Source organism: Rhizobium sp. 10PS4, assembly GCF_032464805.1.
Taxonomy (GTDB): Bacteria; Pseudomonadota; Alphaproteobacteria; order Rhizobiales; family Rhizobiaceae; genus Rhizobium; species Rhizobium laguerreae.
This window is the reverse complement of record NZ_JAWDIW010000013.1, coordinates 1-14,661: the sequence shown is the minus strand read 5'-3', so window position 1 is coordinate 14,661 and position 14,661 is coordinate 1. Positions and strand designations below refer to the sequence as shown.

The 14,661-nt window shown below is 61.1% G+C and carries 13 protein-coding genes and 2 pseudogenes; 11 read left to right on the top strand and 4 right to left on the bottom strand.

Annotated features, from left to right (window positions below; translation table 11 throughout):
- The first annotated feature begins 5 nt into the window (after positions 1 to 5).
- The 3 genes and pseudogenes from RWJ89_RS23595 to RWJ89_RS23585 all read left to right on the top strand — a co-directional run bounded on the left by RWJ89_RS23595 (position 6) and on the right by RWJ89_RS23585 (position 1,511).
- Positions 6 to 449: a hypothetical protein gene (locus tag RWJ89_RS23595; RefSeq protein WP_168284303.1), complete on the top strand. Its 444-nt coding sequence runs from the start codon at positions 6 to 8 to the stop codon at positions 447 to 449.
- Between the two features lie 17 nt (positions 450 to 466).
- Positions 467 to 580: pseudogene (locus RWJ89_RS23590) on the top strand (methyl-accepting chemotaxis protein); the annotation flags it as partial.
- A 241-nt stretch (positions 581 to 821) separates the two neighbouring features.
- Positions 822 to 1,511, top strand: a complete 690-nt coding sequence (locus tag RWJ89_RS23585; protein WP_316031513.1) for an HAD family hydrolase — start codon at positions 822 to 824, stop codon at positions 1,509 to 1,511.
- Positions 1,512 to 1,835: 324 nt separating this feature from the next.
- Here RWJ89_RS23585 and RWJ89_RS23580 read toward each other — a convergent pair whose 3' ends face one another.
- On the bottom strand, positions 1,836 to 2,483 hold the full coding sequence (locus RWJ89_RS23580) for a hypothetical protein (protein ID WP_020048818.1): 648 nt from the start codon (positions 2,481 to 2,483) through the stop codon (positions 1,836 to 1,838).
- A 263-nt stretch (positions 2,484 to 2,746) separates the two neighbouring features.
- Here RWJ89_RS23580 and thrC point away from each other — a divergent pair, with 263 nt between their 5' ends.
- From thrC to RWJ89_RS23560, 4 genes are read left to right on the top strand one after another with little or no spacing between them, the layout of a single operon-like run.
- Positions 2,747 to 4,171: a threonine synthase gene (gene thrC, locus RWJ89_RS23575; protein ID WP_316031512.1), complete on the top strand. Its 1,425-nt coding sequence runs from the start codon at positions 2,747 to 2,749 to the stop codon at positions 4,169 to 4,171.
- A 3-nt stretch (positions 4,172 to 4,174) separates the two neighbouring features.
- A complete protein-coding gene (locus tag RWJ89_RS23570; RefSeq protein ID WP_131666625.1) occupies positions 4,175 to 5,473 on the top strand; it encodes a M16 family metallopeptidase in 1,299 nt (432 codons plus the stop codon).
- A gap of 28 nt (positions 5,474 to 5,501) precedes the next feature.
- Complete coding sequence (locus tag RWJ89_RS23565) at positions 5,502 to 6,113, top strand: GNAT family N-acetyltransferase (protein WP_222000541.1); 612 nt, start codon at positions 5,502 to 5,504, stop codon at positions 6,111 to 6,113.
- Entirely contained in the window at positions 6,113 to 9,025 is a 2,913-nt protein-coding gene (locus tag RWJ89_RS23560) for a sensor domain-containing phosphodiesterase (protein ID WP_077976513.1), read from the top strand. The genes RWJ89_RS23565 and RWJ89_RS23560 overlap by 1 nt, the downstream gene beginning before the upstream one ends.
- A gap of 173 nt (positions 9,026 to 9,198) precedes the next feature.
- Here the strand turns inward: RWJ89_RS23560 and RWJ89_RS23555 are convergent, their stop codons facing one another.
- Positions 9,199 to 9,930 carry an SDR family NAD(P)-dependent oxidoreductase gene (locus RWJ89_RS23555; protein WP_222062859.1) on the bottom strand — a complete coding sequence of 244 codons (732 nt, stop codon included), beginning with the start codon at positions 9,928 to 9,930 and terminating at the stop codon, positions 9,199 to 9,201.
- An 81-nt stretch (positions 9,931 to 10,011) separates the two neighbouring features.
- Here RWJ89_RS23555 and RWJ89_RS23550 point away from each other — a divergent pair, with 81 nt between their 5' ends.
- Positions 10,012 to 10,404: a winged helix-turn-helix transcriptional regulator gene (locus tag RWJ89_RS23550; protein ID WP_020048812.1), complete on the top strand. Its 393-nt coding sequence runs from the start codon at positions 10,012 to 10,014 to the stop codon at positions 10,402 to 10,404.
- Positions 10,405 to 10,796: 392 nt separating this feature from the next.
- On the opposite strand, the gene RWJ89_RS23545 is transcribed toward RWJ89_RS23550, so the two are convergent.
- A complete protein-coding gene (locus tag RWJ89_RS23545; RefSeq protein WP_222062849.1) occupies positions 10,797 to 11,219 on the bottom strand; it encodes a YybH family protein in 423 nt (140 codons plus the stop codon).
- A 118-nt stretch (positions 11,220 to 11,337) separates the two neighbouring features.
- Complete coding sequence (locus RWJ89_RS23540) at positions 11,338 to 11,844, bottom strand: GyrI-like domain-containing protein (protein WP_316031511.1); 507 nt, start codon at positions 11,842 to 11,844, stop codon at positions 11,338 to 11,340.
- A gap of 142 nt (positions 11,845 to 11,986) precedes the next feature.
- Between RWJ89_RS23540 and RWJ89_RS33255 the strand changes: the two are divergent.
- The 3 genes and pseudogenes from RWJ89_RS33255 to RWJ89_RS23525 form a co-directional block, all read left to right on the top strand.
- Positions 11,987 to 12,115 (top strand): annotated as a pseudogene (locus RWJ89_RS33255) (EAL domain-containing protein); the annotation flags it as partial.
- 94 nt (positions 12,116 to 12,209) lie between these two features.
- Positions 12,210 to 13,190 (top strand): AraC family transcriptional regulator, encoded by a 981-nt coding sequence (locus RWJ89_RS23530; protein WP_221989051.1) that lies wholly within the window; start codon positions 12,210 to 12,212, stop codon positions 13,188 to 13,190.
- 60 nt (positions 13,191 to 13,250) lie between these two features.
- A complete protein-coding gene (locus RWJ89_RS23525) occupies positions 13,251 to 14,459 on the top strand; it encodes an MFS transporter (protein ID WP_206990105.1) in 1,209 nt (402 codons plus the stop codon).
- Positions 14,460 to 14,661 lie beyond the last annotated feature (202 nt).

Below are 14,661 nucleotides of genomic sequence, written 5' to 3'. Positions count from 1 at the left end.
TGGCAATGAAACCTATCAACCTTATCGCGGCCGCCTCGATCGCGCTGCTCGCATCGAGCTCGGCCGTACTTGCAGAGGAGTGTAATGCCGCCGGAACGGTCGGAACAGGCGGAAGCGCTTCGGCCGGAGGCACATCGGCAAGCTCGGTCGGAACGGCGGGCACCTGCCGGACCGACGACGGCACGACCTCTTCGATCGGATCGGGGGGAAGTGCAGCCACCACCGATGGAAAGGCGCAAAGCAAGACCCACGTCAACGACAGTGGCGACAAGCTGAAGGCGCAGACGAAAGCCCAGGCAGTCGACCAGGGGACGTTCAGCAAGTCTCGCACAAAAACCAGCACCGACGGCAGCACGCTGGATAGCACGACCCGCACGATGTCGCATGTCCCGGGCGAGAAGCCGGTCAAGAACACCACAAATCAGAAGATCATCCTGCCGGAGCAATAATTTGATGGGGCTCGCCCAGCATTATCGGCGTGATCGACGAGATCGCCTTCCAGACCAATCTGCTGGCACTGAACGCCGGCGTCGAAGCGGCCCGCGCCGGCGACGCCGGCAAGGGCTTCGCGGTGGCCGCCCATCTGCAGCTGGACGGCGGAGTAGACAGCTGGCGGCCTGACGGCTGCTATCTGCTCGCCAGTCTTCATTCCCAGGTCAAGCCGACACGACCCATCCGGCGGCGACGCCGGAGCCGGTCGCTTGCCGCATCGCAGCCATGCTTGAGATCAGGTTGAGCTTTGGCCGGGCATCGTGTAAAGCCGCAGCATTCCCGGACAAGACCCAGACTTCCAGCCCAGACTTTCAGCAAGGCGTGAACATATGGACGGCTTCGAGCTCATCATCTTCGACTGCGACGGCGTTCTCGTCGATTCGGAAATCATCGCGGCTGAGGTCGAATCCGGACTTCTGACCGAAGCCGGATATCCGATCAGCGCCGAGGAAATGGGCGAGCGCTTCGCCGGCATGACATGGCGCAACATCCTGCTGCAGATCGAGCGCGAGGCGAGCATTCCGTTTTCGGCCTCCCTGCTCGACAAGTCGGAGCATCTGCTCGACCTCAGATTGGCGCAGGACGTCCAAGCCATTCCCGGCGTCGAATTCGCTGTCTCCAGGCTGCCGATCAAGCGGTGCATCTGCTCGAATTCGAGCACCAAGCGGCTCGACATGATGCTGACCAAGGTGGGCCTCAAGCCGCTATTTGCGCCGAACATCTTTTCTGCCAAGGATCTTGGCCCCGACCGCGTCAAGCCGAAGCCCGACATCTTCCTGCACGGCGCAAGCCAGATGGGCGTTTCGCCTGACAAGGTTGTTGTGGTCGAGGATTCCGTTCACGGCGTGCATGCGGCCCGCGCCGCCGGCATGCGCGTCATCGGCTTTACCGGCGCCTCGCACAGCTATCCCGCCCATGCCGACAAATTGACGGATGCCGGCGCCGAAACGGCAATCTCGCGCATGAACGACCTGCCAGGCGTCGTCGCCGCGCTGGCTGTATGGGACAACGTTTTCTGAGGCGTCGGAGCGCTGATTCCGATACCAGGGGTTATGCAACTCTCACTATGCTCCGAGTCTATGGAGCCCGCGGAATCATCCTGATTCAACACTGATTGCTCTGCCGGGTGGGCACGCCCTCTCCTCCCTCATCCCTGTGTCCTCAGGGCTTTGCCCCAGGGATGTCACAGGGATCCAGTGCGCCCAAGTCCTTGGGCGCGGGAGAACGACTTCATCGATGATGAGTTATCCACGGAGCAGACGCGCCGTGGCTGGATTCCTGTGACGAGCACAGGAATGAGGGAGGTCGTGCATCCGTATCTCGGAAGCAGTCGCTGGAATAACTCAGCTGCTCTTCTTGGTCTTCGCGGGCTGGGTATCAAAGCCGATATTGACGCGCACCAGGGAGCCGGAGCCAACCGGCATCGTGATGCCGTCCTTGCGGAAGATGACCTGGGTGCCCGGCGCACCCGGCGGGATCTCGGTCGGGAATTTGGTGACTTCGGAATAGAGCACGGTCTCGCCGTCGACGACGGAGATGCGGATCGGCAGCGTCACCGGACCGGGCGTGCCGGCCGGGCCGGTGATCAGGCGCAGCTGGGCGACGATGGTCATCGTCAGGTTCGTGTCGTTCAGCGTGCACTGGCGGGTGTAATCGCCGACGGAGGCCTGGAAGACGATCTGCTGCGGATCGTCCTTCTTGCCCTTGGCATAGGTGCGGAAGATCGCATCCTGGTCACGCATGAAGATCTGCGGGCAGGCGCCCTGGACGACGGGAGCAACCGTGCCCTGCGCCGTCGTGGCGGTGCCGATCGAAGGATTGTTCGAGGACGGGTTGGCCGGCGCCAGCGGCATGATCTGGGCGGTGCCGTTCGGCTGGGTCGCCGGCGCAGCCGGCTTGCTGTCGCCGCCGATACCGAGCGAGTTGCAACCAGCGAGCAGGGCAAGAAAAGATGCGGAGACGATGAGACGCGAGACCTTGCCGAGCACCATATTCCATCCCTTGTATAAGCGCTTCTTGGAGGCCCCATGTCTTTTCCGTGGGGCCTTTCACGACGGTTTGCGATGGTCTATATCAGCGGCGCAAACAAAAATCGATTGGGTCAGCGCCGTTTTGATGCACTTTTCGACGCCGGATGTGGGCAAGTTCAACAAGATAACGGCAATGGTAAGGCCCGAAGGCACCACCTTGCCGAATTCCGGCAGACCGCACCAGGGCCGCGCCCGGCCGGATTCCCTCCAGCGATAGATCAAGGATGATGAACGTGGACTATATCTCGACCCGCGGCGAGGCCCCTTCCCTCGGCTTTTGCGACGCCCTTTTGACGGGGCTGGCGCGCGACGGCGGGCTCTATGTTCCGCGCAAATGGCCGAGCTTTTCCAAGAAGCAGATCCGCGCACTCCGCGGCAAGACCTATCAGGAAATCGCCTTCACCATCCTGTCGCCCTTCACCAATGGCGAGATCCCCGACGACACGTTCCGGGCGATGATCGACGAGGCCTATGGCACCTTCCGCCACCCGGCAATCGCGCCGCTCGTCCAGACCGGACCGAACAGCTTCGTCATGGAGCTCTTCCACGGCACGACGCTCGCCTTCAAGGACGTGGCGATGCAACTGCTCGCCCGGCTGATGGACTATGCGCTGGAAAAGCGCGGCGAGCGGGCGACGATCGTCGGCGCCACCTCGGGCGACACCGGCGGGGCAGCGATCGACGCCTTCGCGGGCCGTGAGCGCACCGACATCTTCATCCTCTTCCCGCACGGCAAGGTTTCGCCGGTGCAGCAGCGGCAGATGACGACCTCGTCGTCGCCGAACGTGCATGCGCTTGCCGTCGAGGGCAATTTCGACGATTGCCAGAACCTGGTAAAGGCGATGTTCAACGACGCGGCCTTCCGCGACAGGGTCGGCCTATCCGGCGTCAACTCGATCAATTGGGCGCGCATCATGGCCCAGATCGTCTATTATTTCACGGCGGCGGTGGCGCTTGGCGGACCGGACCGGAAGATCTCGTTTACGGTGCCCACAGGCAATTTCGGCGATATATTCGCCGGCTACTGCGCCAAGCGCATGGGTCTGCCGATCGACCGGCTGGTGATCGCCACCAACGAAAACGACATTCTGGCGCGGGCGCTGAAAACCGGCCGCTACGACATGAAGGCGGTCAAGGCGACGAGCTCGCCGTCGATGGACATCCAGATCTCCTCGAACTTCGAACGGCTGTTGTTCGAAGCTTATGACCGCGACGCCACGAAGGTGCGCGCGGCGATGGAAAGCCTCAAGCAATCCAACGGCTTCGAGATCGGCGCGCAAGCGCTGAAGGCGATCCGCCGCGACTTCCGCTCCGGGCGCGCCAGCGAGAAGCAGGTGACTGAGACGATCCGCAAGACCCATGCCGAAACCGGTTATCTGCTGGATCCGCATTCGGCGATCGGCGTCTTCGTCGCTGCCAAGAAAGAAAAGCCGAATACGCCGATGGTGACGCTTTCGACCGCGCATCCGGCGAAATTCCCCGCCGCCGTAAAATCCGCCTGCGGTATTGACCCGGCGCTTCCGACGTGGCTTGCTGATCTGATGCAAAGGGAGGAGCGTTTCCAGATCATCAAACCGGAGCTGAAAGCCGTTGAAACTTTTATCGGCAAGCACGCCCGCGGCGAGACGACAGCAGGCGCAGAAAGATAGCCAATGACAGTTGAGTGCACCCGGCTGAAATCCGGGCTGACAGTAGTCACAGAGACCATGCCGCATCTTGAAAGCGTTGCGCTCGGAGTCTGGATCAAATCGGGATCGCGTAACGAGACGGACAACGAGCACGGCATCGCTCACCTGCTCGAACACATGGCCTTCAAGGGCACGGCGCGCCGCACGGCCCGCCAGATCGCCGAGGAGATCGAGGATGTCGGCGGCGAAGTCAATGCCGCCACCTCGACCGAGACGACCTCCTATTACGCCCGCGTGCTCAAGGACTACGTGCCGCTCGCCGTCGATATCCTCGCCGACATCCTTACGGAATCGGCCTTCGAGGAAGAGGAGCTGGAGCGCGAGAAGCAGGTGATCCTGCAGGAGATCAACGCCGCCAACGACACGCCCGACGACGTGGTGTTCGACCGGTTCTCCGAGGTGGCCTATCGCGACCAGACCCTCGGCCGGGCGATTCTCGGCACGCCGGAGACCGTCGTCTCCTTCACGCCGCAGCAGATCCGCGGCTATCTCAGCCGCAACTACACGACCGACCGCATGTTCGTGGTCGCCACCGGCGCCGTCCAGCATGAAGAATTCCTGCGCATGGTCGAGGATCGGTTCGCCAGTCTGCCGACGGCACCTTCCGCCCCGCCCGTCATGGACGCGGCGCGTTATATCGGCGGCAGCGTGCGTGAACCGCGCGACCTGATGGACGCGCAGATCCTGCTCGGCTTCGAAGGCAAGCCCTACCACGCCCGCGATTTCTATTGCTCGCAGATCCTCGCCAATATCCTTGGCGGCGGCATGTCGTCCAGGCTGTTCCAGGAGGTGCGTGAGTTCCGCGGCCTCTGTTATTCGGTCTATGCCTTTCACTGGGGCTTTTCCGACACCGGCATCTTCGGCATTCATGCCGCGACCGGCGGCGAAAACCTGCCGGAGCTCGTGCCCGTCATCATCGACGAGCTGCACAAGTCAGCCGATGCGATCCACCAGAACGAGATCGAGCGCGCCCGCGCCCAGATCCGCGCCCAGCTGTTGATGGGCGCGGAAAGCCCGGCCGCCCGCGCCGGCCAGATTGCCAGGCAGATGATGCTTTACGGCCGGCCGATTTCCAATCCGGAGATGATGGAGCGGCTGGAAGGCATCACCATCGAGCGGCTGACCGACCTTGCCGGCCGCCTGTTCTATGACACGGTGCCGACGCTGTCGGCGATCGGTCCGTTGGAACAGCTCGCGCCGATGGAAGACATCACTGCCTCGCTTTCGGTCCCGGCGTCGAAGACGCTGCAGGCAAGCCGCTGAGCCGACATCGTCCTGCCGGGAGTGATCGATGCCAAAATCGGTTTTTCGGTTCCTGCAGCGGCAGCCGGAAGCGGTGCAGCTGGAGAACGACAGATATCTGCTACGCCTGCCGCGCTACCAGGATTTCAACCAGTGGCACCGGCTGCGCGCCGACAGCCGCAAGTTCCTGGAACCCTGGGAGCCGACCTGGCGGCGCGACGAGCTGACGGAGGGCGCCTACCGCGCCCGCGTCGTCCGCGGCAAGCAGGAATATGCCTCGGGCCAGGCGGTGCCGCTGTTCATTTTCCTGAAAGACGACATGACGCTCATCGGCGGCGTCACCATCGGCTACATCAGACGGGGTGCGGCACAAAGCTGCATGATCGGCTACTGGATGGGCGAACGTCATGCCGGTCAGGGGCATATGTTCGCCGCCCTTCAAATGGTTATTCCTTACATCTTCACCGGGCTTGAGTTGCACCGTATCGAAGCAGCCTGTATTCCAGATAACGCGCGCAGCATCCGTCTGCTTGAAAAAGCCGGGTTTCAACAGGAAGGCTATCTGCGCGGATATTTGAAGATCAACGGTCAGTGGCATGACCATGTGATGTTTTCACGTCTCGCCACCGATACGGATAAAGGCAGGAAAACCGACAGCTGATGACAAGAGACCGCATGCTGCCCAAGTCACCGTCCGGACGAGTGATCGCGGTGATCGCAGCCCTTTTCCTGGCGGCCTTCGCCTTCGTGGCGGGCGTTGCCCAGGCGGCCGAACCGGTAAAAATTTCCCGTGACGATACAGCGCTCGATCTGACGGCAACGACCGAGATCTACGCCAGCCAGGGCGAGGCCTTCCAGGTTTCGACGGCGGCCGGCGCCGACGGCATCCGCCGCCGCATCGAGGTCAGGGCAAGCTCGGAGAACCATCAGGGCGACTGGGCGGTGTTTGCGCTTGCCAACGTCTCGGAAGAGCAGCTCGAGCGCGTTATCGTCGCGCCGCATTTCCGTCTGGTCAATTCCAAGCTGTTCTGGCCGGATCTCGGCTCGCAGCGCATCAGCGCGATCACGCCGAGCGAGGGCTTCGCGCTCGACCGGCAGCCGAGCGACGAAGCCGACGTCTTCCGCATCACGCTGAACCCCGGCGCAGTCATCACCTTCGTTGCCGAATTGTCGACGCCGGAACTGCCGCAGATCTATCTCTGGGAACCGAACGCCTACAAGGACACGATCAACGCCTTCACACTCTATCGCGGCATCGTGCTCGGCATTGCCGGCCTGCTCGCCGTGTTCCTGACCATCCTCTTCGTCGTCAAGGGCACTTCGATGCTGCCGGCGACGGCAGCACTCGCCTGGGCGGTGCTCGGCTATATCTGCGTCGATTTCGGTTTTCTCGGCAAGCTGATCAGCGTCGCCTCGGCCGACCAGCGAATATGGCGCGCCTGCGCCGAGGTGGCGCTGGCCTCGAGTTTCGTCATCTTCCTCTTCACCTATCTCAACCTCAACCGCTGGCATGCGCATCTCGGCTACGCCACGCTTGCCTGGGTGCTCGGCCTTGCCCTGCTCTTCGGCGTGGCGATCTACGACCCGTCGATCGCCGCCGGCATTGCCCGGCTTTCCTTCGCGTTGACGGCCGCGACGGGACTGCTCTTGATCATCTATCTCGGCTTCAACCGCTACGACCGCGCCATTCTGCTGGTGCCGGCCTGGGCGCTGACGCTCGTCTGGCTGTTCGGGGCGTGGCTGACCGTTACTGGCCGGCTCGACAACGACATCATCCAGCCGGCACTCGGCGGCGGCCTGGTGCTCATCGTGCTGTTGATCGGCTTCACCGTCATGCAGCATGCTTTTGCCGGCGGCGCCTATCAGCAAGGGCTGTTTTCCGATCTCGAGCGGCAATCGCTGGCGCTGACCGGCTCCGGCGACATGGTCTGGGATTGGGATGTGGCGCGCGATCGCGTCGTCACCATTCCCGACGTCTCGATCAAGCTCGGCCTGTCGCCCGGCACCATGCATGGCGCGGCGCGCAACTGGCTGCCGCGGCTGCATCCAGACGACCGCGACCGCTTCCGCGCCACGCTCGACGTGCTGCTCGAACACCGGCGCGGGCGGCTGAACCACGAGTTCCGCATCCGCGCCGAGGATGGCCATTTCCACTGGCTGCTGATCCGGGCCCGGCCGGTGCTCGGCTCGAACGGCGAGATCATCCGCTGCGTCGGCACGATCGTCGACGTGACCGAACAGAAAAATTCCGTCGAGCGGCTGCTGCACGATGCGCTGCACGACAATCTGACCGGCCTGCCGAACCGGCAGGTCTTCCTCGACCGGCTGCAGTCGGTGCTGGCGCTGGCGCCGGGCGGCGATACGCTGCGCCCGACGGTGATGGTGATCGATATCGACCGCTACAAGCTGGTCAATGATTCGCTCGGCGTTGCCGCCGGCGACAACATCCTGATCGCACTGACGCGGCGGCTGCGCCGGCTGTTGAAACCGCAGGACACACTGGCGCGGCTTGCCGGCGACCAGTTCGGCCTCATCCTGGTTTCCGAGCACAATCCGGCCAAGGTCGCCGATTTCGCCGATGCGATCAGCAAGGCGATCATGGTGCCGATCAACTTCGCCAATCGCGAGATCATCCTGACCGCCTCGGTCGGGCTTGCCTCCTGGGTCGACCGGCAGGAGAGCGCCACCGGCCTGCTCAGCGATGCGGAACTTGCGATGTACCGGGCAAAACGGGCCGGCGGCAACCGTGTCGAGCCGTTCCAGCCGGCCTTCCGCGACTTCGGCACCGACCGGCTGCAGCTGGAAACGGATCTGCGCCGCGCCATCGAGCGCAAGGAATTGGCGATGGTCTACCAGCCGATCGCAAGGCTGGAGGATGTCGAGGTCGCCGGTTTCGAGGCGCTGATGCGCTGGGAACATCCCAAACGCGGCAATATCCCGCCGTCCGAATTCATCCCGATCGCCGAGGCCTCCGATCTTATCGGCCCGCTCGGCATGTTCGCACTGGAACAGGCGACCAACGATCTGATGAGCTGGCAGCACCAGACCGGCGAATTGCCGATCTTCGTCTCGATCAATCTGTCGAGCGTGCAGCTGCTCAACAACGAGCTCTACGACGACGTGCGTTCGGTTCTCGCCAAGACGCATTGCCATCCCTCGCGCCTCAAGCTCGAACTGACGGAATCCATGGTGATGGAAAATCCGGAACAGGCTCGCCTCGTGCTGCAGAAGCTGAAGGAAGCCGGGATCGGCCTGGCGCTCGACGATTTCGGCACCGGATATTCGTCGCTCGCCTATCTCACCCGCTTCCCCTTCGACACGATCAAGCTCGACAAGGCCCTGGTGCGCGACAGCAGCGACAAGAAGGCGACCGTGCTCCGGTCGGTGATCGCGATGGCGCGCGAACTCGACATGAAGGTTGTGGCGGAGGGGATCGAATCCAACGAGGATGCGATCGAGCTTGCCAAGATGGGCTGCAACTACGGCCAGAGCTACCTTTTCGGCCCACCGATCCCTTCGGAATCGGTGCTGCGGCTGCTTCGCGACCGGTTTCCGCTGACGAAACGGGCGTGATCGAAGCGGCTGACCTCAGGGATTTTCCGGAAGCAACCAAAGGCCGCCTTCGGCCCGAGGCGGACACCTGCTCGTTGTTGAATGATGCGGCTGATTTGCGGCCTTGGTCTGTCATCAAGTGCGTTTTGCTGTACCCGACCTGCTCAGATCGGGTACACCGTTTCGACGGAAGCTTAGACCTGCCGCAAGCCGCCGTCGACGCACAGTTCGGCACCGGCGATGTAGCTCGCGTCATCGCTCAACAAGAACAAGGCGGCCGCAGCCACTTCTGAAGGCCTCGCCATTCGTCCCATCGGGATCGGAGCGACAAGTGCCGCGCGAGTGTCTTCGGGAACCGCAGCCATCATTTCCGTATCGGTTGGACCGGGCGCAACAACGTTGACGCGTACACCTTTGGGCGCGAGTTCTGCCGTCCAGGTTCGGGCATAGGAACGGACGGCCGCTTTGGTGGCGGCATAGGTTCCGTACGAAGAGTAGCCCGCGCTATCGGCGATGGATCCGACGAGGACGACCGCCCCACCTGCTGTCATCGCCGGGAGAGCCGCCTGCAGGCCGAAAACCATCCCGCGGACGTTGACGCCGAAGTGGCGGTCGAAGTGGTCTGGCGTTATTTCGGCGATCTGCGCTGGCTCGGAGAGGCCTGCATTCAATACGAGCGCGTCAATACGCCCGCATGCTTTTCGCACTTTTTCGACAGCCTCCACCATATCTTCGGGGACACTGGCATCGGCGGCAATGCCGACCGCGTCATTGCCGATACCCTTGGCCGCCTTCTCGGCATCTTCACTTCTACGACTGGTGATGAAGACCTTCGCCCCTTCGGCAGAAAGCCGCTCTGCAATTGCCAAGCCGATGCCCTTGGCGCCGCCGACGACCAGGGCAATCTTGTTACTCATTCGAGCCATCGTAAATCCTTTCAATTGATGGTCTCGCTATGATATACATCGTATATCTGGTATCAATTACGCACCTGAAGTAGCCTAGATATGGACGAGTATACTGATCTGGAGGCACTTTCTCATCGCGCGTTTGGCGACATGGCGCAGGTTCGCCCGGTGCTCGACAAGATCGCTGACAAATGGACGATCCTGATACTGACAGTGATCTGTCCCAAACCCTCGCGCTTCAACGAAATCAAGCGGCGTCTCGATGGGATCACGCACAAGGCTCTGGCCGACGCTTTGAAGAGGCTTGAGCGGAACGGCCTTGTGACGAGAACCGTGCTCCCAACGCAGCCGATTGGCGTGGAATATGCAATTACTCCACTAGGCCATTCACTGCGGGAGCCGTTTGAAGCACTGTGTTCATGGGCAGCGGCCAACGGCAACAAGGTCGAGGCGGCCACGCTACGCTATGACAACACCGAAAATCGTCGCTGAAAATGTCGCTATGTCCGCTCTGGCGGATACTGTTGAAAAACACCACTGAGCCTTGGCAAGACCACTCTGCGCCGTGATCGTCGAGGATAGTTTTCCGGGTCTTCCGAGCTACCTGAAACCGATTGCGATAGAGTGTCAGCGGCGCCGCCTACGCGCAATTTCATTTCAGCGAAAGCGTGCGAGAAGCTGTCAACTGTCGCGAAAATCCTGACTTTTGCGACACCCCGGTCTTTGAAAGCGTCGAGGATTCTCGCCGCAAGACTCTGTCGCAAGAGCTGGAGTTTCGCGGCGGATTTTTTGCGACGCCAGTGACCGGTTTGCGCCTCTTGTCGGCCATAACGGCGACTTTTCCCCTACCTGGAAGCAGACATTGCGGCTACCACTCAACGCGCCTACTTCGCAGGTCCGGAATGGTGCTCATGTGCGACCCGCCACGCGCCGTCTTGTTTGACAAAACCAACCGTCAATCGCGCGGTTGCCTCCGGGACACCTTCGCATCGAAGCAAAGCGTGTGCCCACGCGAGATCGGCGCCGCAGACCACGTGAAGGTCCTGCAGCTGAAACTCTCTTGATCCTTCGAACGCGAAATATTGCACCCATGAGCTTCGGTATTCACCCATGCCTGCCAGCCGAATCGGCTCAGGAACATCGAACATCACGATATCGTCGGTCCTTTCGGCGCAAACGGCGTCGAGATCGTGCGACCGGATGGCTCGGACCCACCGGTCCAGGAAGGCTCTCACTTCGCGCTCGTCGGCCGAGGTGGCGACTTCAACCTTCGCTCCGGTTGGATCGTTTGATACGGACGCAATCATGGTCGACTCCTTTGTTGGCGTTCAGCTGCCGAAGTTCTGACAGATGGATAGGTTCTCAATGCACCGCAGTAGCCTTGGCCATCAACCGGAGTCGACACGAGATGTTCGGATGATCAGCTCACTCGAGACCTTCGCCATCAGCCATTTTGATCATTAGCGTTGTCACCAATCTTGACGGATCGGGTTCAATCGAGGGATTATTCTCGTGGATTTCGAGGCGGCAGGCGAATAAATCACCCCCCTCTGTCGGCGTGACGTCCCATTTTACTCCTTTTTCCTTCGCCCAGCCGATCAGCATCGCGGTTGCATCGTAAAGTCCGTCGTATGAGCCGGTGTAGGTCGAACTGACATATCTTCCGCTGGGCAGCTCGCCATGGACCAGGCGCCCGGAGAGAGGGAGCGTGCTGTCGGTCGTCATGCCCACTTCGATTTCGAGGCGCGGCATGTCGATCAGGTTGAATTTCATGAATTCGATGCCATCAGGCTCAACTCCCGCCCGTGCAAAGGCACCCCAAAGTTCGTCGAATGCAGGGTCAACCTCGTTATCGAAAGGAATGACCACACTCAGACGAGTGGCAACATATTTTCGTGCTTGGAACTCGATAATTTCGGGCAAAGTCAGCATGTTTATCTCCGTAGGCTTCACAATATGACGAACGACCAACGGCTTTCCCGACACCCCGCTACGAAAATTCCTAGCTAATTTTCGTACTGCAGCCGCTTTGATTGGATCACCTGAGAAGCGGTGCCAGCGTGGGCGTCATATCACGCTCGCCTATCTCACCCGCTTCCCCTTCGACACGATCAAGCTCGACAAGGCTCTGGTGCGCGACAGCAGCGACAAGAAGGCGACCGTGCTCCGGTCGGTTATATCAATGGCGCACGAACTCGACATGGGGCTCACCTCGATTTGGTGTTGGGCAAATGGGGCGGAGGAAGCCCGGATCGGCAATACTTGCAGTCCGGACGCCTGGCATATAAATTGGCTCAATGCTTGATCGTTCATCCCAGTCTTCGACGCATATTCCCACGGACGCACTAAGCGAAGTTCTACAGGACTTTCGCCTGAGCGGCGTCAACTACGGCCGTTGTGAGCTGCGCGATCCGTGGAGCATCGCCTTTCCGCAGCAACAGCTGCTGCGATTTCATTTCGTCAGTGAGGGGCCATGCTGGATCCATACGGAAACCCAGGGATGGCAGGAACTGCAAGCTGGCGATCTTGTATTGTTGCCACAAGGGGTCGAACACCGACTGGCCAGTAGGCCGGATGTTGTGGAGGACTCGCTAAAGAGCTGCCAGGTCATCAAGTTGGGGGGGAACGTCTGCGAAGTGGTGCAGGAAGGAACAGGCGCGACAAGCACCCTGTTCTGCGGTTCCATGGCCTTGGGTGCGAATGCGCTCAACCCGTTGATCGCTCTGATGCCGCCGATCATCAAAGGTTGTGATGTTGCTGGCAATGATCCAGTCGTCGGCCCGCTTCTCGCCGCGATGACGGTGGAGGCGTCTCAGCCCCAGATAGGCAGCGCCACGGTTTTGTCACGCATGGCGGACGTACTCGTCGCACGGCTCATTCGCTGCTGGGTCAATTGCAGCGGGGCCTCGACCAGCGGCTGGCTCGCTGCGATCCGCGATCCTCATATCGGCCGTGCGCTGGCGGCCATGCACCGAGATCCCGGCCATGACTGGACGCTGGAGACCCTTGCTGGCGTGGCAGGTCAATCGCGCTCGATCTTCGCGGAACGCTTCAGTGCCATCTTAGGAGAAGGCGCGGCGCGGTATCTCGCCCGTCTGCGCATGCAGCTTGCACGAGAGTTGCTTGGTCAAAATATGTCGGTTGCCGAGGTCGCTTCTCAACTGGGCTATGAGTCTGAAGCCTCTTTCGCTCGCGCCTTCAAGCGCATCACGAGCGTATCGCCTGGAGTTATGCGCCGCACCATTTCCGGACGAACGGACATGGAATTCGGACTTTAGGATACATATCATCCTGAAAGACTCCGCTATGAAGACCTCCAAACCTTGGAGGTATTTTCAATGACGGACACAACATCACAGCTCGACAGCAGCGCGATCGCCCTCGATACTACCGTTCCGAGTTCATGGAGCCGCACCACCTGGTTTGCCGTTATTTCGATGGCGGCCACAAGCTTCGCGCTTGTGTCCGCTGAATTCTTGCCGGCGGGCCTGTTGACGCCGATGGCGCGTGACCTTGGCGTCAGCGAGGGAACAGCTGGTCAGGTTGTCACTGCAACCGCGTCTGTCGGCGCGGTAACGGCCTTGTTGAGCAATGTTTTCATCGGCAAGCTGAACCGGAAGACTGTCCTGGTTGGCTTAAGTGCCTTGGCTATCGGCTCCAATCTCCTGGCCGCCCTCGCGACGGATTTTTGGCTATTGTTGTTGGGGCGAGCCGGGCTGGGAATCGCGCTAAGTGGCTTCTGGGCACTTTCAGTTGCCGTTGTGGCGAGATTGGTTGGCGCCAATGCGACAGGGCGGGGTATGGCTATAGTCACCTTGGGCGTCTCTCTTGCCACCATAGCTGCACCATCCATGGGTGCTTTGGTTAGCGATTGGCTTGGGTGGCGTGCCGCCATGGCGATGACCGCAGGCCTCGCGGTAGTTGCGATGCTGCTTCAGATTCTCAGTTTGCCGACGTTACCCGCAACCACGAGCAACAGTCTTTCTGACGTCTTCGGGCTGACAAAACGGCGCACTGTTCAACTGGGAATGCTTGCCATCGTCTTGCTGATGACGGGACATTTTGCCGGCTCAGTCTACGTGCGACCCTTCCTCGAGCAGGTAACCCTCCTTGGCACCGGGCCGATTGCCTTGGCGCTGCTCGGTTTTGGCATCGCCGCTGTGATCGGTAATATCGCCGGCGGACGAATGGCAGACGCCAATATCCGTACGGCACTCGCTGTGACCGGCGCACTGATGGCGTTTGCGGCGCTTGCTCTCGTACTGTGGGGTTCATATAGCGGCATCGCGTTTGCCCTGGTTACACTTTGGGGTCTCGCCTTCGGGATGGCTCCGGTAGTACTGCCAACCAACTTGTCCCGCGGCGCAACGGATGCCTTGGAGGCAGCTGGCAGCCTGATGGTCGTTTCCTTCCAGGTCGCCATCAGCATCGGTGCGGTGTTCGGCGGCTACGTGGTCGATCACTACGGTCCGGCAGCGCCATTGACACTTACAGCCATGTTGGCGTTATCGACTATCGTTCTGGCGTTGCTGCAGCCCCGGGGCTGAGTCTTCGAGCTCCGGCCACGGTGCGCAGAAGAGGCGAGGTCCAAAGTGCCTGGAGTGCCGGAGCAACGCTAAGCCGAGACGCGACGGCGCTTTCTCGTTCCGGCGAGGAAGCACCGTCCGATCGCCGATGACCGCGACGACAACAATCCTCTAATAGGCGTTTATCGAAGATCGGCGCTCACGACTAACATGGCCGGTGTGC